This window comes from Siphonobacter sp. BAB-5405 (assembly GCF_002872335.1).
Taxonomy (GTDB): Bacteria; Bacteroidota; Bacteroidia; order Cytophagales; family Spirosomataceae; genus Siphonobacter.
Genome location: NZ_NJAG01000045.1, coordinates 1 through 26368, shown reverse-complemented (window position 1 = coordinate 26368; position 26368 = coordinate 1). Strand labels below are relative to the sequence as shown.

Below are 26368 nucleotides of genomic sequence, written 5' to 3'. Positions count from 1 at the left end.
AGTGGGTCTGATGCTACTGTAAAACGGGATATTTCTTACCGAAAGGCTTACTCGGAAACGTGTAGTTTTCGGAAATCCGTGGGGGACTTCCCAACGAGCTTGCTAAACAAACGGGTGAAGTACTTCCCATCTTCGTAACCCAGGCCATAAGCAATTTCCTTGACGCTTTGGGTTGTGTAGAAAAGCTGTCGTTGAGCCTCCTGGATTACCTCCTGCTGAATAAAATACGTTGAAGGAAAACCCGTAACCGATTTTACCGTGTCATTTAGGTAACTCACCGTAATGTTGAGCATCGCGGCGTAATCGGCGGGTCTTTTCAGGTTCAGGAAATGTTCTTTTACCAATTGCTGAAATCTTTTTGACAGGTCAACGCTTCGAAGGGTATGCTGCTGAATGCGTTGCTCTTCCTGGGTCTGAAAGAGATGAGCAGCCTGATAAAAAAAGGCATTCAACAAATGTTGCAAAAGCTGAGCCTGAAAACGCTCGGGTTGCTCCGCGTGTACTCGCGTATGGATAAGTTTAAACAGATTAATGAACCAATCCAGGCTGGACGCGTCCAGACGCATGAGTACGATTCGGGAAAAAGCCTGATCAATCACGGTGCGGGCTTTGGGATCAATCAGAGCCGCATCGCAGGCCAGCATCCAGCCGTGAGCTTGTCGGGCAAAACCCAGCTGGTGGACTTGTCCGGGACAGGAGATCAATAAACTTGACGTACCAACTTCCATCTCCTGAAAATCAATGCTAAAATTAACCGCTCCCCGTTCCAGCAAAAAACAGCAGTAGTGATCGTGGCGGTGAGGCATCATGCTTCGATCCTGGGCAAGTACCTCGATTTCATCAAATGAAAACGATTGAATCTCAACGCCTGACAGGCTTTCAATGAGCGAGTAAAGGGCTATGGTTTCCTGGGTCATGGCTGTAGTCAGGACCAAAATCCGTGTGCGTAAATTTTAGCGTGCACATCCGGCATGGCTTTTAGTTTTTTTCGCAGGCTTTGTACCAGCGGAATATTTCCGGCAATATAAATGCTGGTGTACGCTTGTAACGACTGCGTTTGAAGCCATTGTTCCAGCTCCGCCTGTCCGTTGCTGTGACTTTTTACTCGAAACTCGAATTCGGGGTACTGCCAGGAGGCCGGAAACACGTAGTCATCCGTGAGCAGGACGCAGCCTTGCATGGGATAATGTTCCCGGGTCGTGAGTTGTCGCAGGCTCAAAAAGTGGCCCAAGGCACTGGCGTCCCCCAGGCAAAGGATTTCTCCCGGCTTTTCGGGTACAGGAGCCGCATGAGCGAGGCCCAGCAAAATAGTATCACCCCCTTTGAGTTGTCGGGCCCAGCGACTGCCAGCCCCCGCATGTCCGGTTTCGATATAAAAGGTACATTGCCGGGTGTCAACGTCCCATTCGGCAGGTGTATAATCGCGGTACGTAAGCGTTTCTACCTGACACTTGAAACGCTTGATACTTTCCCACTTTTCCATGGCAACGGTTGGGGTATGAATGACAATTTCGTGCAGGGTGGACGGTTGCCAGGCCCGGACGCTAACTACCTGAGCCGGAGTAAGCATTTTTTCCAGTAAACCCGACGCTGCTTTTTTAAGAAGATTGGCCATAGTCGATTGATTTGCTGGCAAAACTACGGGCCAATCAACTGCCTTTTGTCTAACAAAGAACGGGGATAGGTGGACAAATGGCGGTAAATGCTGATAGGTGTGCGTGGCAAGGCAGACGTAAGGCTACGTATGTCAAAAGCCCCTCCTACTACTAGTGAAGACCAGCGATGGAAGGGGCTTTCCAATGGGTACAATGATCATTGTCTTGACAGGCCATTAACCGACATCGATTGGGGCTCTTACAAAGTCGCCATATCGATTACAAAGCGGTAGCGTACGTCACCTTTCAGCATGCGATCGTAGGCGGTGTGAATATCGTTTATGGCAATGATTTCAATGTCCGAAACGATGTTCTTATCCTGACAGAAATCCAGCATCTCCTGCGTTTCGGCAATACCACCAATGTTCGAACCAGCCAGACTTTTACGCCCCGGAATCAGACTGAAGGCCAGAATAGCCGAGGGCGTTGGCGGGGCTCCAACGCAAATATGAACGCCGTCAGTTTTGAGTAAGGCCAGGTACTGATTGTAATCGTGCTCGGCGGAAACCGTATCGAGAATAAAATCGAAATAGCCCGTTACGGAAGCCAGTTGTTCGGGGTCTTTGGTCACGATAAACTTGTGGGCACCGAGGGCTTTGGCATCCTGTTCTTTGCTCGGTGAGGTACTCAGCACGGTTACTTCCGCTCCCAGAGCAACCCCGAATTTTACGCCCATGTGGCCTAAACCTCCTAGACCCAGAACCGCCAGTTTATGGCCTGGCTTTACGCCCCAGTGTCGCAGGGGCGAATACGTAGTAATACCGGCACAGAGCAGGGGAGCCGTAGCTGCCAGATCGAGATTTTCGGGGATGTGCAGTACAAAATCTTCGTGCACCACGATGGTGTTGGAATAGCCCCCGTACGTCGGTGTTTTCTTATCCTGCTCCAGCCCATTGTACGTCTGACTGTTGCCGTTGAGGCAGTATTGCTCCAGACCGTGCTGGCAATTTTCGCAGGTACGGCAGGAGTCTACCAGACAGCCCGTTCCCGCCAAATCACCTACCTTGAACTTTTGCACGTGGCTACCCACGGCCACCACGCGGCCTACGATTTCGTGACCAGGAACCATAGGGAAAATCCCATTGTTCCATTCATCCCGGATCTGGTGCAAATCCGAGTGGCAGACGCCGCAGTACGTAATATCGAACTGAACATCGTGCGGACCGAGTTCCCGGCGTTCAAAAGACCAGGGAGCCAGGGGCGTATCCTTGGTCTGGGCGGCGTATCCTTTTGTTTCTATCATCGTTTTCTTATGCTTGAAAAGGGTTTTCATTGCTTCAGGGAAGCCATACGTTTCATTGCTGGGCCGAGGTGAAATCAAGGCCCGGGCTACGTCAGAGCAACTTTATTACCTTTTAGGTGAAAATCACAGAGTAATCGGAAAGGAATGGGCCAGGTAAGGGGGTGAGAACAAAAAGAATCAGCCTCTGGAAGCAGGGGATTTTCTTGCCCCATTCTGTTGGCAACCCTTCAGTAGTAAAACCAGAGGCTGATCAGATACGGCTAAACATGAGCCCTGGAGCCCGAGCTACTGCCTGCCTCAATCAAGACTTATTCTGATAAAGCGTTGATTGTATGTTGTTTAAAAACTATTTATAAAGCTTTGTCCTGATCAAAATCAAAGCTTAAAGGCTGAAGGTTGTTCCTTTTAACGTACTGCTCTCAAACAAGGACTATTCTTTTAAACGTATATCCTTAACCTCAACGCGAAAGACCCCGTGCCGAAAACGGGCAACGGGCGGAAGCTGGTTTTGTAAGCGATTGGGAATCGTGAGGTTTTCGTTCAGGTCCAGCGAAAACTGACCCTCCACCGTGCAGGATTCCGGATCGTACCGGGCAATACGCACCCAGCTCGCACGGCCCTTGCCATTGACGTATTCTTTGGCAAGGCCACTGCCATTCCACAGTAGTCGGTAATTGGTTCGCTCCACATCCGTAACCCGCTGGCCATGAAGCCGGGCAATCGTATACCGACCTTTTTTAAGTGGGATCTGATAGACAGACAAACTTTGGGTAGGAACGCATTCGCCGTTGCAACCCGTAATGGCAGGGGAACGGTTGACAGAACTATTGCCCGAAAAGTCAAGGTCGGTAAACACTTGCAGCGTAAAGACCGATCCGGGCTGTTGACCCGGCTTGATGAGGCGAATGGCCTTTCCAGTAGCGAACCACGTAGAGTCATTAAGTTGGCTGACTACATTATGCGGACTCGAACGCGGCAGGCTGGCGTGGCGGGTACAGGCCGTACCGAGCACAAGCAAAAGAAGTAGTTTTTTATGCGGTGAATGGTGAACCGAAAGGCGTATAATGCGTAACGTCCGTGCAAGATGAAACAAAAACAACTAAGGTTTTAATTTTTTAACTATTTATTTAGTTATTGTGAATATACAGTGCTAGTATTACTGCAGATTTGAAAAAGATCCTTCCTCTATAATTAATTTTGCTATGCGATCAGCCTGCATTTTATTTATTCTTTTCTACGAATTAAGCACTTCGCTCCAGGGACATTCCAGCGTAAGAAGATTATTTCCCGCCGTCTTTAAAAACGGCTAAACGATCGGCCATTTTGGATTAAATCGGCAAGCCTACATCGCTTGCAGTGGGTGCTTTTTGTAAAGCACTTAAGCTAACTATTTGACAAATAGTGGCTTATAGAAACAACTATGGGCTGTTTTAAAGCAGCAAGTCATCCCGTCAACATTTAAAAAAATCCTATGAAAAACATCGGTCTGTTTGGTACGGTCCTACTTTTAGGAACATTAGCAGAGGGGAATAGTCAGACGATTGCTAACCCTCCATCGGTTACGATTCAATTTAAAAATCAGCCGCAGATTGATAATTATTTTCATTTTAAAATTAACAACCGTACGTCCTGGTCGAGGAGAGACGATCTGTTGTCCCTGTATACCGATGATGGGAATGGCCGATTTGAATTAAAACCCAATGAAATTCCCAATCCGATTGTTTTTAAAAGTCCCGCTTCAGTCGTAATCGCACGGCTTTCCGCCAATTATATGGATTACAATGACTATCTGCTCCGAAGTGGAGACTCCCTGCTGATTAGCTACCGCGATTCGATCCCGCAACTGAGCATTCTGCATCGAAAGCCATTTCCGGCTGATCTTCGGGTAGATGAGCTAATTCGCAAGGGCGTGGGACGTACCGAAAAATATACACCACTGGGCTGTTATATGGATGCGGGAAAAATTTACATGCGGGACATCATAAACGATCCCGCCGTGATGAAGAAAATCGCCACCCTGACACCGGTGCAAAACATTGCCCGCATTGACAGTGGCATCGCCCGGGTCAAGCGGAAACTCTACCCGCAGGTACTGGCGGATCTCGCCGTGGCCCATATCGTGCTGGATTCTTTGCAACAGGCGGGTATGCTATCGCCGGAAGTGTATGCTTTTCATAAAGAGAAGGTACAGATGCGGACGAACTTGGTCGAACTGGAAGCTGGACATCTTTCCAGTGATCGTATTCAGGCGATTTTAGCAGACTACAAGAAAAATCCCTACCACTATCCGGAAGTATACCATCACGAATTCCTGGATGCAGTTGCCGATCGGCTCGTGGCCCGAAAGGCCCGATTTATGGATCTGAAAGACGGAGTAAACCGGGATTACCGCCAGGCATTTGAACTGATCCAGACGAGTGCCCTGTTTCCGGCTCCGGCAAAAGACTATCTGCTCACGCGGGAAATGTACCGAATCGCCCGGACCTTTTCCCAGGCTGACTTTCTGCACTATCACCAGACGTACAAAGGGCTGGTGAAGGATACGCTCTACACGCAGTCTCTGGAAAAAAACTTTGCTTTGAAGTTTGATCAGCTACGAAACACCACGCGGTCCCTGGTGCTACTCGACAGTAAAAACAAACGCATTACCCTCGAAGATCTTAAGAAACGTCACGCCGGAAAAATCATGTACGTGGATTTCTGGGCCAGTTGGTGTGGTCCCTGCCGGGCCGCAATGCCGGAGTCTATGCACCTCCGCAAGGCTTTACAGGAAGAAAAAGTCGTGTTTGTGTATCTATCCATCGATAATCAGGTTAAACCCTGGCTAGCAGCCAGTATGCAGGAGCAGCTCAGCGATTACCCGGAAAACTATCTGATCGTCAACGCCCAGGCTTCCGATTTCATCAAGGCAACGAAAGTACAGGCCATTCCCCGGTACATGATTTTTGACAAAAAGGGAAAGCTCACCCACGCCAATGCTCCACGGGTTGAAAGTAAGGAAACGGCTGCACTGTTGAGTAAACTGGCGGCGAATCCCTGAGGGAGTGACAAAACGGGTATTCTCCTGCTTCTTGTGCACCGGATTACACGAACGGGCAGGAGAAGACAGGAGGATCCATCGGGGCCTAAGCAGGGTAGATCCATTGGTGGGTCCTCAATCGTTCATTCATCGATGGTCCTGTGTACGGAATTCAATCCCTTCTCAGGCTCAACGCGTACAGGATTTTGCTTTCAACTACTTCAGCTTTCTCCGCAACCAGGCTCGTACCGGTTCATCGTACCACTTTAAGCTGGCATACGCCAATCCAATGGCTCCCGTAAACGTGAGTAGTGCGTAGGGCCAGGCCTGGCTGAGGGTAATGCCTTTGTGATGACTCACCCAGGCTACGTAAAAATACACCAGCACGTAATGCGTCATGTAGAGGGGATAGGAAAGATCACCGAGGAAGGTGCAAATTTTCTCTTCCATAGGCGTATGCACCACGCCACTGGCACCGAGGTAAACAATGAGTGGAAAGACCACGATGATGCAGAACGCTTCATAGAGACCGTTCATCCATAGCTGAGCTTCACCGCCTAGGCGTGGCATCAGTAAAACCACCGCAATCAGCAGGCTACACCAGAGAAAGGCATGTTTGATAGCTACGGGTCGGGCTACCCGAGATAGAAGCAGTCCGGCAAAAAACGGATAAATCGTACGGGTGATGCCGATCTGCATGTGTTGAGCATTGAGTGTCCAGCCACCCGCAACGTCTCCATTGGGGTTTGTAACCGCAAAATGCAATAGTACGGCACCGGCCAGTATGACAAAAGCAGTCAGGGCCTTTGTCGATAACTTCCTCAGTCCTAAAGCGTAGAGTAGATTGGCGATGTACTCGAAAAATAAGGACCATCCCACACTATTGAGCGGATGCATTTCCTGCCAGCCGCGTATATCCATCGAAAGGGGGATCGGGAGAAGCGTATAACCGATCAGCGTAACAAGAATCAGCTTCCAGACCGGAACGGTATGAATGAGCGGCCAGATCGGGGAGTCGGTAAAGTAAAAGGTAACCGCACCAAGGGTCATGCCCCACACCACGAGGGGTTGCAGCCGCTCGAACCGGCGACGAAGAAAGCCGCCCACGGTTAAGCGGTTCCATCGGTCGTCGTAGGCATAACCAATAACAAAGCCGGATAAAAGAAAGAAAAAATCAACGGCCAGGTATCCATGGTTTACTACATTTTCCAGGCGGCTGCTGGCCAGCGGCTCGGCCAGGTGAAAAAAAACGACCAGGATGGCGGCTACTCCCCGGAGCCCATCCAGGATTTGATAATGAGGCTTGGTGCCTAATTGATGGTTATGCATACATAGTAAGACCCTTGCGACTATACGCTGGTTTGAGCAGGCACGAAGCGGAAGGTAGGTTTAGATTCTCTGCCAGTTTTCCCTTCAGTATAGGGTGTGCATTCGCGAACTGCGTAGGCTTGCTTTTACCGTTGAGGTCCTGGCGAGAGCGGAGGCATGTCCGAATACGGAATCGAACGGACCGATTTCAATAGTATACGCAAGAACTCGAAAAAAGCAGAAAGGAACAAGACCAGCGATGGAGTAATGAAGGGAATAGCCTTTTTAGACAGGTGTAGCCATACAACGCGTACAATCAAGTAGATACGACCAGCTTGCGTGAAATATAAGTAGTTGTACGTGCCAGTTGACCAGAATTTTCCCCGAAAAAATGGATAGAACAGTCAGGATATTGCAGAAAAAGAGTTTTGCCACTAGGCTGCTTTAGCAAAGGCTCATCCCTTAGGGTCAGTGTGAGCTGATGCTTAGAATCAGCTGCTTATAGGTTCATTGCCCCCAAAGCCGAATGATCAAAGAACAGAAAGTATCACCGGCGATCGCCTGGGTATCAGAACAATCGGGTGATACCGGGAAACTGAAATCTTATAGAGAAAATAAATCATACGTTTTGAAGTATGCTCAGGGAATGGCTGATTTTACCCGTGGGCCCCTACTGGTTTTATTTTTTTACGGCGTTTCCAGACACCTTGACAAGTAGAGCCGTGAATAATTTTTTACTCAGAAAATATCAAAAAACCGTCAACAGTATCGCCTTTTACCCGGCGATCATCTCCCTGGGATTTCTCATTTTGTGTGGAATCATGATCACTTTAGATTATTCAACGCAGGGAAAATTGATCAAGAGTGAGCTGGTGTGGTTACGTTTAAGAGATGCTTCAACGGCCAGAAGCATCATCACGGCCATTGCCGCTGGACTGTTGTCGCTAACCGTATTCAGCTTTTCAATGGTAATGATCGTGCTGAATCAGGCGGCCTCTCAGATGAGTAACCGCGTACTTGGTCAGTTAATCGGGAATAGGTTTCAGCAAATCGTTCTAGGCATTTATATCGGAACCATCATCTATGCTTTCTTTCTGTTAAGCACGATTCGGGATGTCGAATCAGGAATTTACATTCCGGCCCTTAGTATCTACCTGCTAATGTTCTTTACGATCTTCGATATTTTCCTGTTTATTTATTTTTTACACTACATTACCCAGTCCGTTAAATATGAAGTAGTGATCAAAAAAATAGTTGAGGATACGCTGGATGCAATGAAAAAAAGCTGTCCTCATTCGCAACCTGTTCCTGCCCAGCCGTTTACGCATACTTCTCATTTTGTCAAAGCTACCGAGTCGGGTATCTACGAACGGATTGATCTGGAAGCTCTACAATCGCTTTGTTCGGAACACGGTATTCAGATTAATGTAGTCGTTACTCCGGGTACGTTCGTGCTACCAGGCACTCCTTTGATGGGAGTAAGTAAAATGATTCCGGAATCGCTGGAAAAGCAAATCATTGACTTAACGTCCGTCAGGCATAATCAAACCATTCAGGGCAATTATTTTTACGGGTTTAGCCAATTAAGAGAAATTGGATTGCGAGCCTTGAGTACGGGCGTAAATGACCCCGGTACCGCTATTCTTAGTTTGCACGCCCTGGTATCCCTCTTCTTGTACCGGTCCAGTCATTTTCCGGCCGAGGCGGTTTACGATCAGCAGGGAAAAATTTTAATAGTAATTCCTGAAATCAGTTTTGATGCGTTGGTTTTGCAAAGCCTCCGACCACTGTGGGATTACGGTCAGGATGATCGATTATTCTGTAACGAAATGCATTTGATGTGCCTGCAATTGCAGGGGCTTACTTCCCACGTAGTCTTTAAGAAACTCCTGTCTGACATCGAGGCAAAGCAATCCACTTTCAATGCTGATTATAAATAACATCATTCATTTGTAGAACCGGACAGGTCAAGGATACTGCCGTTTTACTACTGTTCTCTTCTGATCAATACCGGCCTGGGTGTAAATAGTGTATTATCGGACGATGAGCCCTGAAAACTATGGGAAGTTCCTGTAAATCAGTAAACCATTTGACGCGTTCCGTAGGTACCTCAAGCGGGATGCACATAACCTTCGAAGACGCATTTAGCCAGAGAATAGTAATAAAATGGGCTCAACGGACAAAAGGCGTAACAGCAAGCCAGATAACATAAGATACTGGTACACTGTTTTTCCCTAAAAAAGTACGTGTTCATTTACAGTAATTACCAGCATTTTGTTGAATTAAAATCAACCCCTTTAGTAGAATTGTTCAATTATAAAACGATCCATCCATGCAATCATTTATAAAAATCAAGTGGTCGAATGTTACAGCCAATGTCCTGATGTGGGCTTTTGTCCTGTTGTTGCTTCAATCCTGTAACTCAGAAAAATACAATTTTGCTACTTCAACGGTCGTGCCAGCCGCAGAAGGAAGTGTAGAGGTGGAGAAAGATGGCAACGATAACTATGAAGTTAATTTGAAGATTACCAGATTAGCTGAACCCAGCAGACTTACGCCACCCCGGAAACTCTACCTGGTTTGGGTACAAACCGAGAAAGACGGAGTAAAAAACATTGGACAGTTGAAAACGGATAGCGGATTTCTTTCAGATGAACTCAAAAGCTCTCTAAAGACACTGACGCCCTTTAAACCCATAGGATTTTTAATTTCAGCAGAAGACGACCTCAATGCCGCTCAACCCGTCGGGCAGATCGTAATGCAAACCGAAAAGTAAAGTCGGACGTTAGTGACGAGGGTTCTTCGCAATAGTTTCAAAAATCTTCTCCGGATATTTGAAACCTGTGTTGACGTTACGAACCAGGCTAGACGGATGAAACCACAGGTCGATTCGTTTAGGTACTGGAGTGGCCCAAACTAATACATCAGGAGAGATCAACCCCTGAAAACCATTGCTTTTCAGGGGTTGATCAACGAGCCAGCAACCTCTTCAATACTTCCTCGCTGTTTTGATCCGTAGAATCTAGTTCGACGGCCTTTGTATAGGCAGCTATGGCACCTGCTTTATCCCCTCGCTTCAGTAATAAATCGCCCAAACGGGCGTGTACGATCGCTTCCCTGGGAAACTGTTCTTTCGCAATCATAAGTATTCCTTCGGCTGCGGGCAAATTGGCAGGGCGTTGCTGGAGAAAATCATAAGCCATGTAAGTCAGTTGGAAGACATTCAGATGCATTGCTGCGTACCCCTCCATGGCTTCCTTGATCCGGCCCATTCGGATTAGTTCGCTGGGTAAGTACTGGTCCTCAGCCAGACGCGGCCAGGGCGTTTTTTCCCATGCCAACCGGAGCGAATCGATTTTACCCGATGGGCCCCGACTGAAATAGGCATGGGTCGTGTAATCGGTCAGGGCGATGGTATCGGGGCTGATGGGGACGCAAAGGATGGGTTTGCCATTGTTGATCTGCTCGACAAGCAAATTGCCCTCCCGCCTGATTTGTACCACTTCATCGGCACCCCGCTGGTAGCGGCCTACGTACGCGTTCAGGAGCGAATCTGGTAAAACTTGCCTGACCAGGGGCCTGGGCAGAAAGTCTTTCCAGTTGTAAACGGCTGCTACGGCCCGACGAATCTCTTTGGCTAATTCATTGGCCCCATTGTCATTGTTCATCATGACTATTACACCATTACCGCCCGTCAAACTTCCCGTAACTTCAGCTAAAAATCCGGCATTGACGCCCGTGTGGGTAAAGTATCGACCGTCTTCACCCGTGCTTGTTTGCTGTCGCAGTAAAAAGACTCCCAATCCCATCTGTTCGTCATAGAATCCTTCACTCACCTGAGTCTGGGGTGTCATCATTGCCTGAGCCGATGCCTGTTGTAATAGACCACGTTTTCCCCCGTAACTAGCCTGAATGTCAATCAGAAGCAGAGCCAGATCATGGGCTGTGGTGTACAAACCAGCCGCGGCCTGTTGCGGATAGACGTAGGGCATGCCTTTAAACCAGCTATTGGACGAATAAGCCCACGATGCCCGGGTAGCTAGTGAAGCGGGAAGAGGTTGGGCAAAGGTTGAATGCCGCAACCTGAGCGGCTTAAAAAGTAACTCGTCGGTTAAGGTTGCAAAATCTTTACCCGTTACGTCCATCATCGCCAGCTGTACTACCAGATAGCCACCACCGGAATAGCGGAATCCCTGATTGGGTTCACTGTTGACGATTACGGGCCGACTTTCCGTGCCGGGTTTACCCGCCAGAATATCCACAATCGATGGCAGGGGCGTCTGGTTGGGTGTGAAGCCAAAGTAGGCGGACTGACTCGTTCCGCCGCGGTGACTCAGCAGCATCCGCAGGGTTATTGGAGTTCGACGCGTAAATTCATTCTCCGGCAATTTCCAGGAAGTCAGGTAGTGATTGATGGGGGTATCCAGGCTAAGTCGCCGCTGCTCAACCAGGCGAAGGGCCGCCAGGGCAGTTACTAACTTAGAGATTGATCCTGCTGAAAAGAGGGTATGCGGGGTGACTGGCTGGCGAGTGCTTGTATCCGCCAGACCGTACGACTTGACCCAATCGATGTGGTAGTTGCGAACAACGGCGATGCTTAGCCCCGGAACCTGATGATATTGTCTGCGTTTTTCAAGATTCCAGCCCGATAGCCCCGCGATGGGCACGTAAGGCATCAAACCCGTCTCAACAGCAGCGATTCGGTCGGCCCGCTTTTCGGGTACTTGAGCAATGACGAACGGGAGGAATTGGGCGAGGCCAAGCCACGTGCAGAAAAACCAACGCAGGAGTCTGTAGGATTGCATGATCGACTGATTTGACCCAAAGGTGTACGCTTTACAAATCAGGATCGTCCCGAATCATAGAATGGCACTTCTTTTGGTACATTTTTGGCGTGCAGCCGGTTTGCTCCTTGAATACCCGATTGAAGGTGGTTTTGGACGGAAAGCCCGCTTCCAATGCCAAAGCCAGGAGCGTAAATCGCTCGGCGTCTCCGGCTTCCAGGCGTCGCTTGACTTCTTCCACGCGATGCGTATTGATGTACTCAGCAAACGACTGCCCAAAACCCGTATTGATGGTTCGGGAGACGACGTTGGGAGAAAGCCCAAGCCGGGCTGCCAACGAAACCAGCGTAAGCTCCGGGTTCTGATAAAGCTTTTGGTAGTGAATAGCCTGTTGAATCTGGTCCTGATGTTCTTTATTGACGGACGAGGCTGGTAGTATCTTCGCCGGGAGATGTACTTGTGTAAGGGTGTGACCGGTGAGGGCGGCGATACAGGTAAAAATCGGGAACAACTGAGCGGTAAAAAAGAATCGGGTATCTTGAGGTGATAAATACAGGAAGTTGATGAGTGGATCAAGCAGTGCCAGTCCGTAGAAGAAAGCAAGACCCCGTAAGGCAGGTTTCATCCAGCCTGCCGGATCAGGTGTCTGTTGCACTCGTTTCCAGCTAAGGTAAAGATAGCTGAGCATCAGTAGACCACTGACGTAATACTCCACATAACGGGTGTAAGGTTTATGAACCGTTAGCCAGAACCAGGCTTTGGTAGGGAGCGGTTGAAAAACCAGAATCAGATAAAACAGGATCTGTAAGGCAAGCGGAACAAAATGCCAGCTAGTGAAAGGTTGGGTTGGCGTAGTGCGGGCCCGCACATACCCGTAAACAAACGCACCGAAACCCCAGGAAAAAAATAAAGGCGAAAAATAGAGCCAGCGGTTGCGATAGTAAATGCCGGATCGACTTAAAAAGTAGTCAATCACCTGACAGGTGAGTCCAACGATTAGCAGTGCTAACCACCGATGGGCTGAACCTCTGGGCTGAAGTAAAAGCCTGCCCGCCGTGGTAATGCCCTGAGCAATGCAGAAAAGATCAAAGAGGTTTCTTAGGTTTAAATAAGCCGTCATGGGCAAGTAAAGCAGGAATTGGGCTCACCTAAAGTACGGATACGCCGTGAATTCTGCAACAGAGGAAAATATAGACAGACACAGACCCGAACGTACCTTTCCCGGCGAACGAGTTACCTATTGAATAGTATCCAAACAAACATCCCGGCACCTACAGCACCGGGATGTAAAACTTCCGCTAAAATTGATAATCATTTTTGCACCAGGGGCACAAAACACTTCACTTATAAACCCGCTGATTCTAGTGATATCAACCGGTTCGCAATCTTCAGCCTTACAAAGGGAATGATCTGTTGAACGAAGTCTTTTCTGGGGCTATGGGTAAAATGTTCCTTTCTCCTTTCCTGGATAGCCTTAGCTAAACCGAACGGTTTTAGGCTCATCGGCTTGAGAAGAAGAGCTGGTTTGATTACATAAATCAGGGCGTTAGCTGTACCGTTTTGGAGTAGATCAAGTCAGAGACAGTTCTGGTTTTGATTCCGACGCGAGCGAAGAGAAAGCCCGTTTTCCTAAGATTAGTTTTTTCACTATTGGACAGGGTTTTCAAATTCAACGTGAGGGTATTGGTACCCGGTACGACATTGGTAAACGCCCTTTCGAGAACCTTGGACGTATTATCCACAATAGCAGTAGGAGTCAATTGAATCACTGTTCTTTCCATGACAGCGGTGGAAACTACCTGCTCAACGTTGAAGGTGGCGGTAAATACCGAATCCTTGTAAGTGCTCGTGTAATTACTCAACCAGAAATAAGGCGTTACTTCAAAGTTTACATTTTTCTCTTCCCCTTTCAGGGTAAACCGCAGGGTGTCCGTATTGGGTACCCAGGGACCCCGGCCCGGCGTCAGGTTGAGGTAGTAATCGCCATCGAATGCATTAATGGTATAAGTGCCGTCTTCTCTGGAAAATACTTTGATGAATCCCTGGATCCAGCCTTCGCCCGTCTGGTGAAGCTGAAGCATGTTGGATCCGGTGGCATCAGAAGCCGTTCCCATCAGTTGCATGGGCTGACCTTTGTATAAAAACTGACCCGAAACCCTGGAAGTAGGATAATCCCAGTTATCAATTTCCGTGCTACAGCTCATCAGCAGACACACCGGCAGAACGAGTAAGAGACGATAAAAAAGCGATGCTATAGTCATGAGATCAAAGCTTATTGTAAAGGATTGTACACCAGTTTGGGGTTGTTGGCTCGCCAGCTTGGCTGAATGGCCGCGTAATAATTCATCAACGGGAAGTTGCGGGGGTTTGGAGCCATTTTATAGGAAACCTGTTTGGTAAACACCCACTTGCCATCGTTCGCGTCGCCCGGAGCTACTACTTTGTACGGGAAGAGCGAATACATCTGAGCCGTCGGATCATTCGGTGTTCCATTCCAGATGGTGTGAGCTAACCGCCAGCGTTTCAAATCCCAGTACCGGTGATCTTCAAAAGCAAATTCAACCCGGTATTCATTCACAATATGGTTGAAAGTGATGGACGATTCGGTGACGGGCGTAATACCGCCCCGGCGGCGGGTAGCATTCAGGTTCGTAACGGCCTTGGCTTTATCCCCAAGCTCGAAAGCGGCTTCGGCGGCAATCAGGTAGGCTTCGGCGATACGGAACCGGGGCCACCACATCTCGCTAAAGCCTGGGTTTAGGCCTGCATTGGGAGCTTCATCCAGGAATTTCCGAACCAGAAATCCGGTTTTGTTCACAAAATTGTCGGAATTGGCTACCGGACCGTTAATCGACGTAACCAGATTACCCTGCGTATCCCGACCGCCAGCGGCGGAAGTCCGCAGTACATACTCATTACCCGATTTGTTAAGCTGACCCGCCTGAAGAATAACGGGGGTTTGACGGTACGGGGCGTTGGGATAGATAACCGTTCCCCAGAGCCGGGCATCCTTTCTGGTGAAAGGGTCTTCGACGGAGTTGTAGAATACGTAGCTGCCATCGTCATTTCGCGTCTTGATTTGCGGAGCACTGCCATCTTTGTTTTCAAAAGCTTCTACCAGATTCAAAACCACGCCTAGGGCATTGCCCTCCGTAAAATCCCGCTGAGAATACGGCATGGTAAAATTCGTAAACTGCGTCACTACGTTTGGACGTAACCGGTCCATTGCCCAGATTACTTCCGTGTTGCCCGCTTTTACGCTCGTTGCCTTATAAAAAGAGTCGCCCAGATTTGTAGGGTCGATTTGTAAAACATAGGGTCCCTGCTGAATCACCTGTTCGGCGGTTTCGAGGGCTATTTTGTAATACTTGCTGGCCTGATCAGCGGGAATACCTGCCTCCCAGTTCTGCGTTCTGACGCTCGGGGTAATTTTATTACCGTAGTTGGCAATGGAGGCTGCGTATATTGCAGCCCGTGATTTAAGCATCAGGGCCGCCCATCTATTGGCAACACTTCCATTCGTGGTTTTGGCAGCCGTTAATTTGGTAGCGGCCAGGTCGCACTGAGCAATTACATAATCGTAGATGCCCGCTTCGGTCGAGCGTGGTACCTGAAACTGCACCGGATCGATACCCGACTGATAGGTATAAACGGTATCGCCTAAAATCGGCATGCCTCCAAAACTGCGGGCCATGCAGAAATGATACCAGGCTCTTAAGAAAATGCACTGAGCCTCTAGATTGCTACGGTCTGCTTCCAGCAGGGACGAACGGGCCGCACTGGAGCGAATGCCAACCAGAAACTGATTCATGCGTCGAACCAGTCCGTAATCATACGTCTGAAAGAAGTGACGGGGAATTACTTTTTCGTCATCCGTAGTGGTTGGCGGTCCGTACGACAGGTTGGCCTCATCCAGCAAGTGATAATTGCCGTGATTACTGTTGGTCTGTCCATAATTAACGGAAGCATAAAAGTTTGCCAGAACCGATTGAGCCAGGGCTTTGTCGGTAAATACCTCACTCTCAGGTAATATATTGGTTGGCTCTGTATCCAGTTCGGTTGTACATCCTGTCAGGTAAAACAGGAATGCCAGGGTTAGGAAACCAAGAGAAATTTTCATGATCTTTCGAAATAAAGGTATTACAGTTTCAGATTAAAGCCGGCATTAACTAACCGGGGGTTAGGATAAGCTATCCCTGAGTTAGCCGTCATTTCCGGGTCCAGTCCACCGGGCATATTCGTCAGGGTCAGAATATTTTGAGCAGAGACGTATACGCGTAAGCCCGAAAGCTTGGCTTTTTTAATCATACGGTCCGGTAGCGTGTAGCCAAACTCAAGGTTACGTAACTTCATATACGTAACGTTTGTCTGCCAGTTGCTGTTGGGCCAGTGGGTATTCATCCAGTTATTGACGCCCTTGGTCAGCAGGGGGTATTTACCGATGTTGAATCCACTGTTTTTATCCCAGATGTCTTTGTACCAGGTAGAGTTATCGGCCAAGTATTGTGAAACATTGGTGTTGCCATCGAAGTATCGCATCACCCATTGCTGTTCGTACGTAAACTTGGAACCTCCGGCAAATTCGGCTCTGAAATCGAATCCTTTCCAGCTGGCTCCGGCCTGGAAGGCGAAGTTTAGCCAGGGCGTTCCACCGTTTACACGATAGGTAACGTTTTTCATATCCAGATCCGTGATGTATCCATCGTTGTTGGTATCCTGGTAGATGTAATCACCGGGACGAAGGGTCGTATTCCCATAGTGATCCTGATCGATGGGGTGATTGGCAATTTGCTCCCAGCTTTGAAACTGCCCAACGGAAACGAGCTGAAAGCTACCATCCCGGAAACGGCCTTCGGTACTGCCAAGGTCGCGGTAACGATCGTAGGAGTTGGCCCATCTGGGTTTGTAACGCGTGCCCGTAATCCAGCGGGAAAACGTAAAATTACCACCTACGAAATAGTTGAAATCCCGCACGTTGTCTTTCCAGCTTAGGTGCATTTCAATACCCTTGGTATGATCGCTGTTCAGGTTTTCAGCGGGTAAGCTAAATCCAATTTCGTTGGGTAACAGTACATCATAGCGACTGGCTAATTCACCCGTCTGGTGACGATCAAACCAGTCAAAACCCGCCGTCAGACGATTGCCCAGTAAACCTACGTCTATACCTAAATCCAGAACAAACACCCGACCCCAGGTAATATTATCCGTAGCCAATCCCGTAATACGGCTGGAAACCACATCCCGACCATCCAGAATAGCAGAGCCCTGATTAAAGTTATAACCGGTAATATAGGTCAGAGCACTTCCCAACTCCCTGCCCAGTACCCCGTAAGAACCACGAAGCTTGACTTCATCAATTTTCTGACTCAGAAAAGTATTGTTTTTCCAGAATCCTTCCTGCGAAATCCGGTACGCCAGCGATCCCGAAGGGAAGAAGCCAAAGCGTTTGCCCTTTTTGTAAAAGTAGGACCCATCATAACGACCTGATAACTCCAGAATGTATTTGTTATCGTAGTCGTAATTGAAACGGCCCAGAACACCCAGGCGACTCTGATTAAAAGGAATGGCGTCTATTACGTTGGCCGTGGATTTGGTCGTGAGGAATGGAATACCATTCGCTTCCTGATTTCCCCAGATATAGACCCTTGAATAGTTTGCTAACTTCGTTTCCATCCCCGTAACCAGATGCACGTGATGTTTGGCGAACGTTTTTTCGTAGTCGAGTTGTACGTTACTCGTCATTTCCTCCGCGTTCTCTACGTTACGTTCCAGATAACGGGCATTGCCCTGATAAGCAATGGTATACGCGTTAGTAGGCTGGTCGAAGCGGTACAACAGAGGCGATTTCTCCCGCAGGTCGTTTCGGATATTTCGGTACCAGTAGCTAACCAGAGCCCGGGCTTTAAGGCCGTCAAAAATGCTGTATTCGGCGGTGCCGTTGATTTGCATGATCCGGATTTGTGATTCGTACTTGCCGGACATTTCTTCGTTGATCCACCCGTAGCTGAACTGGGGATCAATAGCCGAGATTCCCGGGTAACGGGGATCATCATTGACGAAAGGCCGTTTGGTCGGTAAATTCCGGAAGGCGGCCTGCAGGGCAAAATCGTAATCGTCTCCTGGAAGACCCGGTTGCCGATTGCGTTCCAGACGGCCATTCATTAATACGCCTACTTTAAGCTTCTTAGTAATATTGAAGTTGACATTGCTTTGAAAGTTGGTCCGGTCGAATCCGTGAAAATTCCGAAGCATACTCTTCTGCTCGACACGGTTGAGGCTGATGTAGTAATCCGCGTTGTCACTGCCACCGGAGACGTTCAGGCTTCCGTAAATTTGGGGTCTGGTTTGCCAGATGTAATTGTACCAGTCGAAAGACTGAAAACCCGGCTCGGTTCCCCGCACCCATTTATCATACTGTTCCCGGTTGATAGTTCGGGCGGCATCGGGCACATTATTGTAGGTTTCGTCCTGAACAATGGCTTTCATGTACGTAGCTGCATCGGCGGGCTTGTTATAACCTGCCGGAATCTGGAGGCCATAGTAGCTTTGAAGCGTAATGGTTGGTTTCTGGTTACGCTTTCCTTTTTTCGTGGTTACAACCAGAACGCCGTTGGCCGCCTGCATCCCGTAAATGGAAGCGGATGCATCCTTGAGAATGGAAATGTTCTCAATGTCATTGAAGTCCAGCTGGGCGAAACTACCGTAGTCTTTCTGAATCCCATCAATAATAACCAGCGGAGTCCCGTAGTTACGGATTTCAATGGCGGGAGCACTGCCCGGACGGCCCGTAGTCTGACGAAAGGCAATACCCGGAATTTTACCAACCAGGGCCCCGGCTGCCGTTACGGTACTGGCGTGTGACAGTTCTTCGGCATTAACCGTAGAAATCGCCCCGGAGACGGTTTCTTTCTTATTTTTCAGACCGAACCCTACTACGACAACCTCATCGAGTACTTTGTTATCATCCCGAAGCGTCAGGTTGATGGAACTTTGCTTGCCTACGCGTACTTCCTGGGTTTTGTAGCCCAGAAAACTGAACAGTAACTCATCTTCCTCGCTGTTTACTAAAACTTTAAAGGTTCCATCGCTGGTCGTAACCGTTCCACGGGTGGTTCCCTTAATCAGGATATTCACCCCAGCAACCGGGTTTCCTTTTTCATCGGTCACGGTTCCGGTTACTGGAATTTCCGCTCCCAGAACGGTTTCTTTCTTTAAAGTTGAGGCAGGTGGCGTAATTCGCTTCAACAGAATCTGATTACCGGCTGATTCGTACGTAATCTGGATCGGGTTTAAAATCTCATTCAGTACCGTCTGAATGGGTTGATTCTGTGCCTGGTAACTAATTTTTTGCTTGGACTGAATGATTTCCCGGCTGTAGATGAATTTGACACCGACGAGTTTTTCTATCTTTTTGAGAACATCTTCGACGTTCTGGTCTTTGACGACAATAGAAATACGGCGGTCCAGATCATTTTGAGCGTGAACCTGGGCTGGCAGGAAAAGCAGGAGACTGAAGAGCCAGCACACCATCGGCAACACGGTCCGCGGATAGCCTTTTAGGACACGTAAGGGTAGAAGCATTGTGGATAGAGGTTTTGGAGTTTATAGAAAAAATGAGCAATAGAGGTCTTGTTCTCCATCGAATAGAGAAAGCGTGAGAACAACACTGGAACAGTTTAAGGATCGGTCGTCAGGTCACTTCAATCGCTAGCGTTCTGACCATTCAACGGTTAGGGAGTACAGCTATGGCCGGTGACGTAAATCGTATCTCCTTGTGTTTCATAAGAAGCTTCAACTGCCGAGCAGATCAGCCTTAGTTTTTCAGCAAAGGGTACGCCGTTTAAGTCACCCGTAAAGGTGCAGCCCTGTAAATTGTGCGGGTCAAATTCGATTTTGATGTGATACGTGTTCTGAAGTCGGCTAAGTACCTCAGTGACGGGAGTAAATTCAAAGTTTTGGTTATCGTTAAGTACAGAGGTAAGATTTTGTTTATGAAGGGCAGGAGCCAGGGTTTGCTTGGTTAACTGATTCGTGACAATATCAAGTTTAACCTGTTCATTCTTTTCTAAAACTAAATAGCGATCAGGGTTTTTCATGGAGTTTACCGTAACCGTACCCGTTTTTACTTTCACAAAGGCAATCTTCTGATCCCGAGAGGCCTGTACCTGAAAACTGGTACCCACTACCCGAGTAGTAAGAAACGGTGTGTAGACCCAGAAGGGGCGAGTTTTATCTTTCACTACTTCAAAGAAACCCTCGCCGATCAGGTAAATTTCCCGTTGATCAGCCTGCATGTTGTACCAGAGCTGCCCTGCCGGGGAAAGCAAAACCGAGGAGCCATCCGTAAGGCTAATGAGCTGGGCGGACGGGCCCGTATTCACAACTTTCTGCCAGCTGTTTTTCGTAGCAATGATTTTCTCTTCAATTGGAGCGGTATTTGAACCAGTTGTTGAATTCCAGATAAAATCTTTCAGGAAAAAACCGATGATGACCAGAGCTGCCAGGCCTGCCAGCGGAGCCAGCCATTGCAGTCCGGGCCGGAACCTGCGAATCCTGGAGGTAGTAAGGTTTCGTTCGTTAGCTTCGTGAATGGCTTGCTTAATCTGCTCGATTTCACCCGTATGCTGAGCTTCTGGCTGGACCTTGTCACTGAGAACCAGGCAGAGGGCAGCGGCCTGTTCGTATAAGTCCCGTTTGTCTGGATTTTGCCGGAGCCATTCCTGCCAATAGGTGTAATCCTGGGGTCTGCGACCCGTGATCCACTCCCGGAAGGCATCATTAGCTAGAAAGTCCTCTAAGGTATCGAAAGAAGTCATGGATGATCCGGCTTCGTTGGCATGATTTACTGCTTATATGCAGCAACTCACCGGTCATACTCTGTTTAATGCTAAAATTTTAAAAATAAATACAAAAAGATAAAGAAGTGCTGGGGCTGACAATGGTTCCTCATTTTTGACATGGCCCGGGTCAGGAAATTGGAAACCGACTGCCGATTCACCTGCATGACTTCAGCAATCTCCCCAATGCTCATATTCTGGTAATAGTGCAGGTATATGGCTTCCCTTTCACGGGAAGAAAGCTGATTCATTAGCAATTGCAATTGCTGAACACGGCTGGAGAAGGCTTCATTCTCAATCAGGATCGATTCCCCGCTGATGTTTTCCGGAGTTCCCAGCTCCCAATCCAGGTCATGGGTAATCATTCGCTTGGAAGAACGAATGTGCATGAAAATGTGATTACGAAGTCCCTTGAGCAGATAATGTTTCACCGATAGGGTGTCATTAATCTGGGTTCGGTTCTGCCACAGTTGTAAAAACAGATCCTGTATGCAGTCCTTAACCACAAACTCGCTGACGGAAAATTTCTGACCGTAGTGCTTTAAGGTAGCATAATATCTTTCGGCAATAGTACCTAGTGCCGCTTCATTGCCAGCAAGATACGCTTGCCATAAATCAGAATCAGTGCTGGTCGTATGCATCGCGGAAGTCAGGTAATGGATAACAGATGAGAGCCGGGTAGTCTAAAAAGCCTAGGAATACATTTTAGGACTATTCAATTTTTACTATATACCTGTACATTTTTCAGGAAAGTTAACTAGTAAACAGTCGTGTGAAAGCATGGTATTGACATTTCAGTTCAATAAACCCATGCAAATTTATTTATATAATCTATTTTTATCAATGAATTGTTCAATGAATGTTTTTTTCGTCGGTGTAAAAATTTTAGCTAGGTGTTGAATTCAACTAATTCAAGGAATAACGTGCCTACGGATCGTGAGTAATTTCAATCGATTATGTCTTTTTCGCCAGAGTTCGTCCTTTTTACTACTTGAATAGTAAATCACTGGTAGTGAATTTCTTAGCTGAACATAATCTGTTGTTGAGTATAAGGAGTCACCTCTACGAGCTGTTTTTAAGGTGACGACTGGTACGCTGAACACGGCTCCTGCCGATACCTGATTTTCCTACACCAGGCTTTCGTTATTTTTTGGCAATCGAGCATCTTCTAAAGGTTCAGACGTGTCATAAAGTCCGTCTACGTCCTTGCTCGCCACGATTCAAGATAGGTCTTCGGCAAACTCATCCTGTATTTTCGGGTTTAGGTAAGTAGCTATAGTAGCTTTACAGGTCTGGGAACTTTTTGTAGGGTACCAGATCAAAGCCATGTGTCGTATGTCTTCTTTCTATAATTCTCCCGTCGCGATTCTGTATCAGGCCGCCCTGCCTCCCGTCAAAAACGGCATCATCAAGCCCATGAAACCCGGAGGCTATTCCGATAGCGGGGCGGATATGGCCTTCACCTTACAGCAGGCGGGCATTCCGGTTGTAACGCCAGTCGGGCATCCGGACCCTACTCAGGTCTATGATTGGGTTTTCCCGGATACCCGACAGGGAATTGAGCAAGCCTTAACCCTGGGAGCCAAAAGGCTATGGCTGAATACCATTCTTTTCGAAACCCACCCCATCCAGCACTATTTAAATCAGGGAATTCCGGTTGTTGGTCAGGACCCGAGTCTCGTAGAATTGTATGACGACAAATGGGATACCAACGCGTTGTTACGAAGTAAAGGTTTGCCCATTCCTTCGGCACACGTTCTCCAGCGTGTTGAGGAGCTTGAATCCATTCTCCAGCAAGGACTCTCACTGCCAGTTGTCGCCAAGCCCATTCGGGGCAGAGGAAGTGCGGGTGTTTCGCTCATCCATACGCCGGAAGAATTACGGGCTACAGTAAAAGCCATGCTGCAATCAGCGGAATTTGGTGATGCGATTATGATCGAAACCTATCTCCCCGGCCAGGAAGTCACCCTGACCGTGATGCCTCCGGGAAGGTATCATATGGAGGGGGCAAGCGTAGCAAAAACCCGGTATTGGAGTCTGCCTCCCGTCAAACGATTTAATCATCAAAACGGCATTGCCCCTTACAATGGAGTGGTAGCTGTGGTGGCCAATAGTGCAGTCGTTTCGGATGAAGAAAGGAGGACGGAGTCACTACAGGTCCTCATGCGACAGTGTGAACAGGCGGCGGAACTTGTTTCGGCCAGGGCTCCCATTCGCATTGACTGCCGGCAAGATAACCAGGGCACTTATTATTTATTTGACCTGAACCTGAAACCAAACATGACCGGTGCGGGTCGTCCGGGGCGTGAAGATCAGGATAGTTTGTCCGCCTTGGCCGCCCGAAGCATTGGTTGGAGTTACCCGGATCTGCTGGTAAACATGCTCGCTCAACAGTGGCACCGGTAAAACCATAACAGGACTGGATCAGAATTAGCTAGCTACGTTTCTAATCGGGTCGTTCGTTTTACTCATTTTTTCTTAGTTTAAAGGTCGTTAAACACTCTTGGTAGCATTTTCCCCTGGTCCTGTCAATATATGTTCCTTACCCTGTATGATGAAACCTTCTCCGGTCAGCAGCTTCATAGTCTGGTCCTGGAAATAAACACTGAACTGGTGACGGTCAAAGACCTCATCACTGCCCGCGTTTTAGCTGAAATTGAATGTTTTACGCAAAAAATGCCTGCCAAACCTTTCGTGGTACCCGCAGAGGCTGATGCGTTGACGGAGACTTCCCTTCGGACAATTGATGCTGAAAAGCAAGTTTACGTGGCCCTGGATGCCTTCGAAAAAAACGGCTTCTTTGTATTGGTGGATCATGTGCAGGTGGAAAGCCTGACTGAGCAAGTTCGCGTTGCTTCCGATACTAAAATTAGTTTCATCAAATTGACGCCACTAATTGGAGGCTAATTTAAAAAAGTATTGATAATCCCTTTGTAATCAGCGTACCATGGATTATTACGAAAATAGAAATGCTACTTTCTTTGCAGAAATAGCGAATGAACCTGCGTTTGACCGAGTCATTCGCGAGCTTGGGAAACAGTACCTGCTAAAAAAGCCAGAAGGGAGTGCATATGAGCTAAAACTGCGGGAATGTCCCCTATATACACAGCAGGTAGCTTTATGGGAAAATGCTAAAAAGATTGCCTTTGTCCTGCACTGTTTAAGTACGAGAACCAAAGGTGAGCATGAGGTGGCGTTTACCCTGAAACGAAAATTCGTAAGCCAGATCGTGAAAGATGTATTGGTTCTGGACCATCTGGCCATCGCCCAATTATGGGAAGGCTTTAAAGGTCAAACCTTTGATCGTGATAGCTTTGAAGACTGGCCCTTGGTTTCCTTTTTCAATACAATAGTCAAACAGTTTAAGGATAAATCCTTAAGTCCAGAGGAAAGAAATGTACTTGCTCAGCTTTTAAAAGATCAGCAGGAGTTTGATCCTTCCAGGTATTATTACGGCTATACAGCCTTTAAGAATGATCGTATTCGCATCATTGATCAGCTTACGGTTCTGTTAGAGAAGAAAAATAAGGGCATAGCTGCTAGCCTGTTTACCGAAAATGATGGCTTTGCAGGCTTTGCCAATGCACGCATTGAAAGCTTACCCCTGACAGAGCGGGAGTTGTGGTATGGATTGATCGATCTGGCCAAACGTACGTCCGGTAGCAAACCCACTAAAAAATTTCTGTCCGATTCCCAGGTATCCATTCAGAAAGTAGGGGAAGAGCAGTTCTATGCCGTTATTCATTCCTGGTTTGAATTCATTACCAACCTCAGATTTGTATACAAAAAAGTAACGGACTGGGATGGGATTACCCGGGAACAGGTAGACTTAACGCAGTTCATAGCCGACTACAACCAGGGGATTCTTAAGCCTTTGGTTTGGATGTGTACGCCGAGTTATCGGGAAAAAACCGTTCATATACTCGGTGCGATGGCCGAACGGCTCTACCAAAGCCTGCCCGGGATTGGCGTTCCAAGCGTTGGACTAGCCAATGCCTGTGTGTATGCCTTGTCGACCATGCGGGGAGGAGTGCCTTATCTTTCCCGATTAAAGCTCAAATTAAAGAAACCCAGTTTACGCGAAACGGTTGAAAAGGGCTTACTGGCCGCAGCTGAACGACAAGGAGTTTCGATTCACGAAATTCAGGAGCTTTCGCTGGAAGAATACGGATTGACTGCGGGTAAACTTACGGAAAGCTTTGCTGACTATCAGGCTACGCTCACCATTACAGGCGTTGGAAAATCAGAAATCACCTGGTTACTGCCGGATGGTACAACTCAGCAGTCGGTTCCGGCTGCCATCAAAGATCAGCACCTTTCGCAGCTCACCCAGTTCAAAGCTCTGCAGAAACAGATCAACCAGATGCATGCTTCGCAACGAGGCAGGCTTGATCAACTGTTTAGAGCCCAATGCTCCTGGGCCTTCCCTGCGTTCAGAAAATACTACCTCGACCATGGTTTATTGAGCTGGCTTAGTAGACGATTGATCTGGTCATTTGACGATTCGCAAAAAAAACAGTCCGCCTTTTGGGAGAAGGAGGGTTGGGTGAATGCCTGGGGGGAAGCGGTCATCCCGCACGAAGAGGCACGCGTAAGCCTATGGCATCCGGTACTGGCTACCGCTGAGGAAATCAGGGCCTGGCGAACGTATATGCAGGGAAAGCAGATCGTTCAGCCCCTGAAACAAGCCTATCGGGAAATCTACATCCTGACGGACGCTGAGCTACGCACCTGCACGTACAGCAACCGAATGGCCGCTCACCTCTTGAAGCAGCATACCTTTGAAAAACTGGCGAAGAACCGGGAGTGGAAATACACCCTGGCGGGTACGTTCGACAATGGTCATACGGGCAAAGCGGAGCTAAAAATCCCTGATTTCGATCTTCAGGCAGATTATTACGTTCATGCTCTGGAAAACGGCGAAGACTCTATCGTCAGTAGCGGGGTCTTCAAATACATTGTTACGGATCATGTACTATTTCGTCGTATCAGTACCCGGCAAAACGTTGAATTAACAGACGTGCCTCCGGTCGTTTTTTCGGAAGTCATGCGGGATTGCGATCTGTTTGTAGGCGTATGTAGTGTTGGAAATGATCCTACCTGGCAGGATTCCGGCGGAATGGATGAATACCGGGATTACTGGCAGCAGTATTCCTTTGGTGCCTTGTCCGAGCCGGGAATAAACCGGAGGGAAATCCTGGCGAATCTTTTACCCCGTTTAAAAATTAATAAAGTCGCCGAGCTTCAGGAGAAATTTCTGGTAGTAAAAGGAAAATTACGTACGTACAAAATTCATCTGGGGAGTACAAACATTCTCATGGAACCCAATGATCAGTACCTATGCATTGTAGCCGATTACCAGCAAAAAGACCCGGCGAGGGGTTTGTATATTCCCTTTGAAGGAGACGAAGGGCTTTCCTTGCTGCTTTCCAAAGCATTTTTGTTAGCTCAGGATTACAAAATCACCGATCCATCTATTCTTTCCCAGATCAACCTATAACAGCCAGTCGACGCCTGATAAA

General features: G+C 48.0%; 18 protein-coding genes. 6 read left to right on the top strand and 12 right to left on the bottom strand.

Annotation, left to right across the window (positions count from 1 at the left end):
- Positions 1-47 precede the first annotated feature (47 nt).
- The 4 genes from BWI97_RS22915 to BWI97_RS22900 form a co-directional block, all read right to left on the bottom strand.
- Positions 48-917, bottom strand: coding sequence for an AraC family transcriptional regulator (locus BWI97_RS22915; protein ID WP_102202968.1), 870 nt, complete (start codon positions 915-917; stop codon positions 48-50).
- Positions 918-925: 8 nt separating this feature from the next.
- On the bottom strand, positions 926-1615 hold the full coding sequence (locus tag BWI97_RS22910; protein WP_102202967.1) for a siderophore-interacting protein: 690 nt from the start codon (positions 1613-1615) through the stop codon (positions 926-928).
- A gap of 239 nt (positions 1616-1854) precedes the next feature.
- Entirely contained in the window at positions 1855-2898 is a 1044-nt protein-coding gene (locus tag BWI97_RS22905; RefSeq protein WP_102203132.1) for an NAD(P)-dependent alcohol dehydrogenase, read from the bottom strand.
- A 430-nt stretch (positions 2899-3328) separates the two neighbouring features.
- Positions 3329-3991 carry a hypothetical protein gene (locus tag BWI97_RS22900; protein WP_146011002.1) on the bottom strand — a complete coding sequence of 221 codons (663 nt, stop codon included), beginning with the start codon at positions 3989-3991 and terminating at the stop codon, positions 3329-3331.
- 378 nt (positions 3992-4369) lie between these two features.
- Here BWI97_RS22900 and BWI97_RS22895 point away from each other — a divergent pair, with 378 nt between their 5' ends.
- Positions 4370-5938 (top strand): TlpA disulfide reductase family protein, encoded by a 1569-nt coding sequence (locus tag BWI97_RS22895; RefSeq protein ID WP_102202965.1) that lies wholly within the window; start codon positions 4370-4372, stop codon positions 5936-5938.
- Between the two features lie 195 nt (positions 5939-6133).
- Here the strand turns inward: BWI97_RS22895 and BWI97_RS22890 are convergent, their stop codons facing one another.
- Entirely contained in the window at positions 6134-7246 is a 1113-nt protein-coding gene (locus tag BWI97_RS22890; RefSeq protein ID WP_094813703.1) for an acyltransferase, read from the bottom strand.
- Positions 7247-7860: 614 nt separating this feature from the next.
- Between BWI97_RS22890 and BWI97_RS22885 the strand changes: the two genes are divergently transcribed.
- Both BWI97_RS22885 and BWI97_RS22880 read left to right on the top strand, forming a co-directional pair.
- Positions 7861-9165 carry a DUF2254 domain-containing protein gene (locus BWI97_RS22885; RefSeq protein ID WP_102202964.1) on the top strand — a complete coding sequence of 435 codons (1305 nt, stop codon included), beginning with the start codon at positions 7861-7863 and terminating at the stop codon, positions 9163-9165.
- Between the two features lie 392 nt (positions 9166-9557).
- Entirely contained in the window at positions 9558-10001 is a 444-nt protein-coding gene (locus tag BWI97_RS22880; RefSeq protein ID WP_102202963.1) for a hypothetical protein, read from the top strand.
- Positions 10002-10194: 193 nt separating this feature from the next.
- Here the strand turns inward: BWI97_RS22880 and BWI97_RS22875 are convergent, their stop codons facing one another.
- From BWI97_RS22875 to BWI97_RS22845, 7 genes are all read right to left on the bottom strand, one after another.
- Positions 10195-12030, bottom strand: coding sequence for a serine hydrolase (locus BWI97_RS22875; RefSeq protein WP_102202962.1), 1836 nt, complete (start codon positions 12028-12030; stop codon positions 10195-10197).
- A 31-nt stretch (positions 12031-12061) separates the two neighbouring features.
- Complete coding sequence (locus tag BWI97_RS22870; RefSeq protein WP_102202961.1) at positions 12062-13129, bottom strand: AraC family transcriptional regulator; 1068 nt, start codon at positions 13127-13129, stop codon at positions 12062-12064.
- A 418-nt stretch (positions 13130-13547) separates the two neighbouring features.
- Entirely contained in the window at positions 13548-14270 is a 723-nt protein-coding gene (locus BWI97_RS22865; RefSeq protein ID WP_102202960.1) for a DUF3823 domain-containing protein, read from the bottom strand.
- 11 nt (positions 14271-14281) lie between these two features.
- Positions 14282-16129 (bottom strand): RagB/SusD family nutrient uptake outer membrane protein, encoded by a 1848-nt coding sequence (locus BWI97_RS22860; protein ID WP_199182071.1) that lies wholly within the window; start codon positions 16127-16129, stop codon positions 14282-14284.
- A 20-nt stretch (positions 16130-16149) separates the two neighbouring features.
- Entirely contained in the window at positions 16150-19590 is a 3441-nt protein-coding gene (locus BWI97_RS22855; protein ID WP_102202958.1) for a SusC/RagA family TonB-linked outer membrane protein, read from the bottom strand.
- A 149-nt stretch (positions 19591-19739) separates the two neighbouring features.
- Positions 19740-20825 (bottom strand): FecR family protein, encoded by a 1086-nt coding sequence (locus BWI97_RS22850; protein WP_102202957.1) that lies wholly within the window; start codon positions 20823-20825, stop codon positions 19740-19742.
- A gap of 71 nt (positions 20826-20896) precedes the next feature.
- Positions 20897-21487, bottom strand: coding sequence for an RNA polymerase sigma factor (locus tag BWI97_RS22845; RefSeq protein ID WP_102202956.1), 591 nt, complete (start codon positions 21485-21487; stop codon positions 20897-20899).
- Positions 21488-22181: 694 nt separating this feature from the next.
- Between BWI97_RS22845 and BWI97_RS22840 the strand changes: the two genes are divergently transcribed.
- The 3 genes from BWI97_RS22840 (at position 22182) to BWI97_RS22830 (ending at position 26346) form a co-directional block, all read left to right on the top strand.
- Complete coding sequence (locus BWI97_RS22840) at positions 22182-23252, top strand: ATP-grasp domain-containing protein (RefSeq protein WP_102202955.1); 1071 nt, start codon at positions 22182-22184, stop codon at positions 23250-23252.
- Between the two features lie 129 nt (positions 23253-23381).
- On the top strand, positions 23382-23753 hold the full coding sequence (locus tag BWI97_RS22835; protein WP_102202954.1) for a hypothetical protein: 372 nt from the start codon (positions 23382-23384) through the stop codon (positions 23751-23753).
- Between the two features lie 40 nt (positions 23754-23793).
- On the top strand, positions 23794-26346 hold the full coding sequence (locus BWI97_RS22830; protein WP_102202953.1) for a DUF4132 domain-containing protein: 2553 nt from the start codon (positions 23794-23796) through the stop codon (positions 26344-26346).
- The last annotated feature ends 22 nt before the right edge of the window (positions 26347-26368 follow it).

What these genes read in the sequence shown, in the direction of transcription:
- BWI97_RS22915 (WP_102202968.1), bottom strand. Translation starts at nt 917, where the DNA reads ATGACCCAGGAAACCATAGCCCTTTACTCGCTCATTGAAAGCCTGTCA.
- BWI97_RS22910 (WP_102202967.1), bottom strand. Translation starts at nt 1,615, where the DNA reads ATGGCCAATCTTCTTAAAAAAGCAGCGTCGGGTTTACTGGAAAAAATG.
- BWI97_RS22905 (WP_102203132.1), bottom strand. Translation starts at nt 2,898, where the DNA reads ATGATAGAAACAAAAGGATACGCCGCCCAGACCAAGGATACGCCCCTG.
- BWI97_RS22895 (WP_102202965.1), top strand. Translation starts at nt 4,370, where the DNA reads ATGAAAAACATCGGTCTGTTTGGTACGGTCCTACTTTTAGGAACATTA.
- BWI97_RS22890 (WP_094813703.1), bottom strand. Translation starts at nt 7,246, where the DNA reads ATGCATAACCATCAATTAGGCACCAAGCCTCATTATCAAATCCTGGAT.
- BWI97_RS22885 (WP_102202964.1), top strand. Translation starts at nt 7,861, where the DNA reads ATGCTCAGGGAATGGCTGATTTTACCCGTGGGCCCCTACTGGTTTTAT.
- BWI97_RS22880 (WP_102202963.1), top strand. Translation starts at nt 9,558, where the DNA reads ATGCAATCATTTATAAAAATCAAGTGGTCGAATGTTACAGCCAATGTC.
- BWI97_RS22875 (WP_102202962.1), bottom strand. Translation starts at nt 12,030, where the DNA reads ATGCAATCCTACAGACTCCTGCGTTGGTTTTTCTGCACGTGGCTTGGC.
- BWI97_RS22870 (WP_102202961.1), bottom strand. Translation starts at nt 13,129, where the DNA reads ATGACGGCTTATTTAAACCTAAGAAACCTCTTTGATCTTTTCTGCATT.
- BWI97_RS22865 (WP_102202960.1), bottom strand. Translation starts at nt 14,270, where the DNA reads ATGACTATAGCATCGCTTTTTTATCGTCTCTTACTCGTTCTGCCGGTG.
- BWI97_RS22860 (WP_199182071.1), bottom strand. Translation starts at nt 16,129, where the DNA reads ATGAAAATTTCTCTTGGTTTCCTAACCCTGGCATTCCTGTTTTACCTG.
- BWI97_RS22855 (WP_102202958.1), bottom strand. Translation starts at nt 19,590, where the DNA reads ATGCTTCTACCCTTACGTGTCCTAAAAGGCTATCCGCGGACCGTGTTG.
- BWI97_RS22850 (WP_102202957.1), bottom strand. Translation starts at nt 20,825, where the DNA reads ATGACTTCTTTCGATACCTTAGAGGACTTTCTAGCTAATGATGCCTTC.
- BWI97_RS22845 (WP_102202956.1), bottom strand. Translation starts at nt 21,487, where the DNA reads ATGCATACGACCAGCACTGATTCTGATTTATGGCAAGCGTATCTTGCT.
- BWI97_RS22840 (WP_102202955.1), top strand. Translation starts at nt 22,182, where the DNA reads ATGTCTTCTTTCTATAATTCTCCCGTCGCGATTCTGTATCAGGCCGCC.
- BWI97_RS22835 (WP_102202954.1), top strand. Translation starts at nt 23,382, where the DNA reads ATGTTCCTTACCCTGTATGATGAAACCTTCTCCGGTCAGCAGCTTCAT.
- BWI97_RS22830 (WP_102202953.1), top strand. Translation starts at nt 23,794, where the DNA reads ATGGATTATTACGAAAATAGAAATGCTACTTTCTTTGCAGAAATAGCG.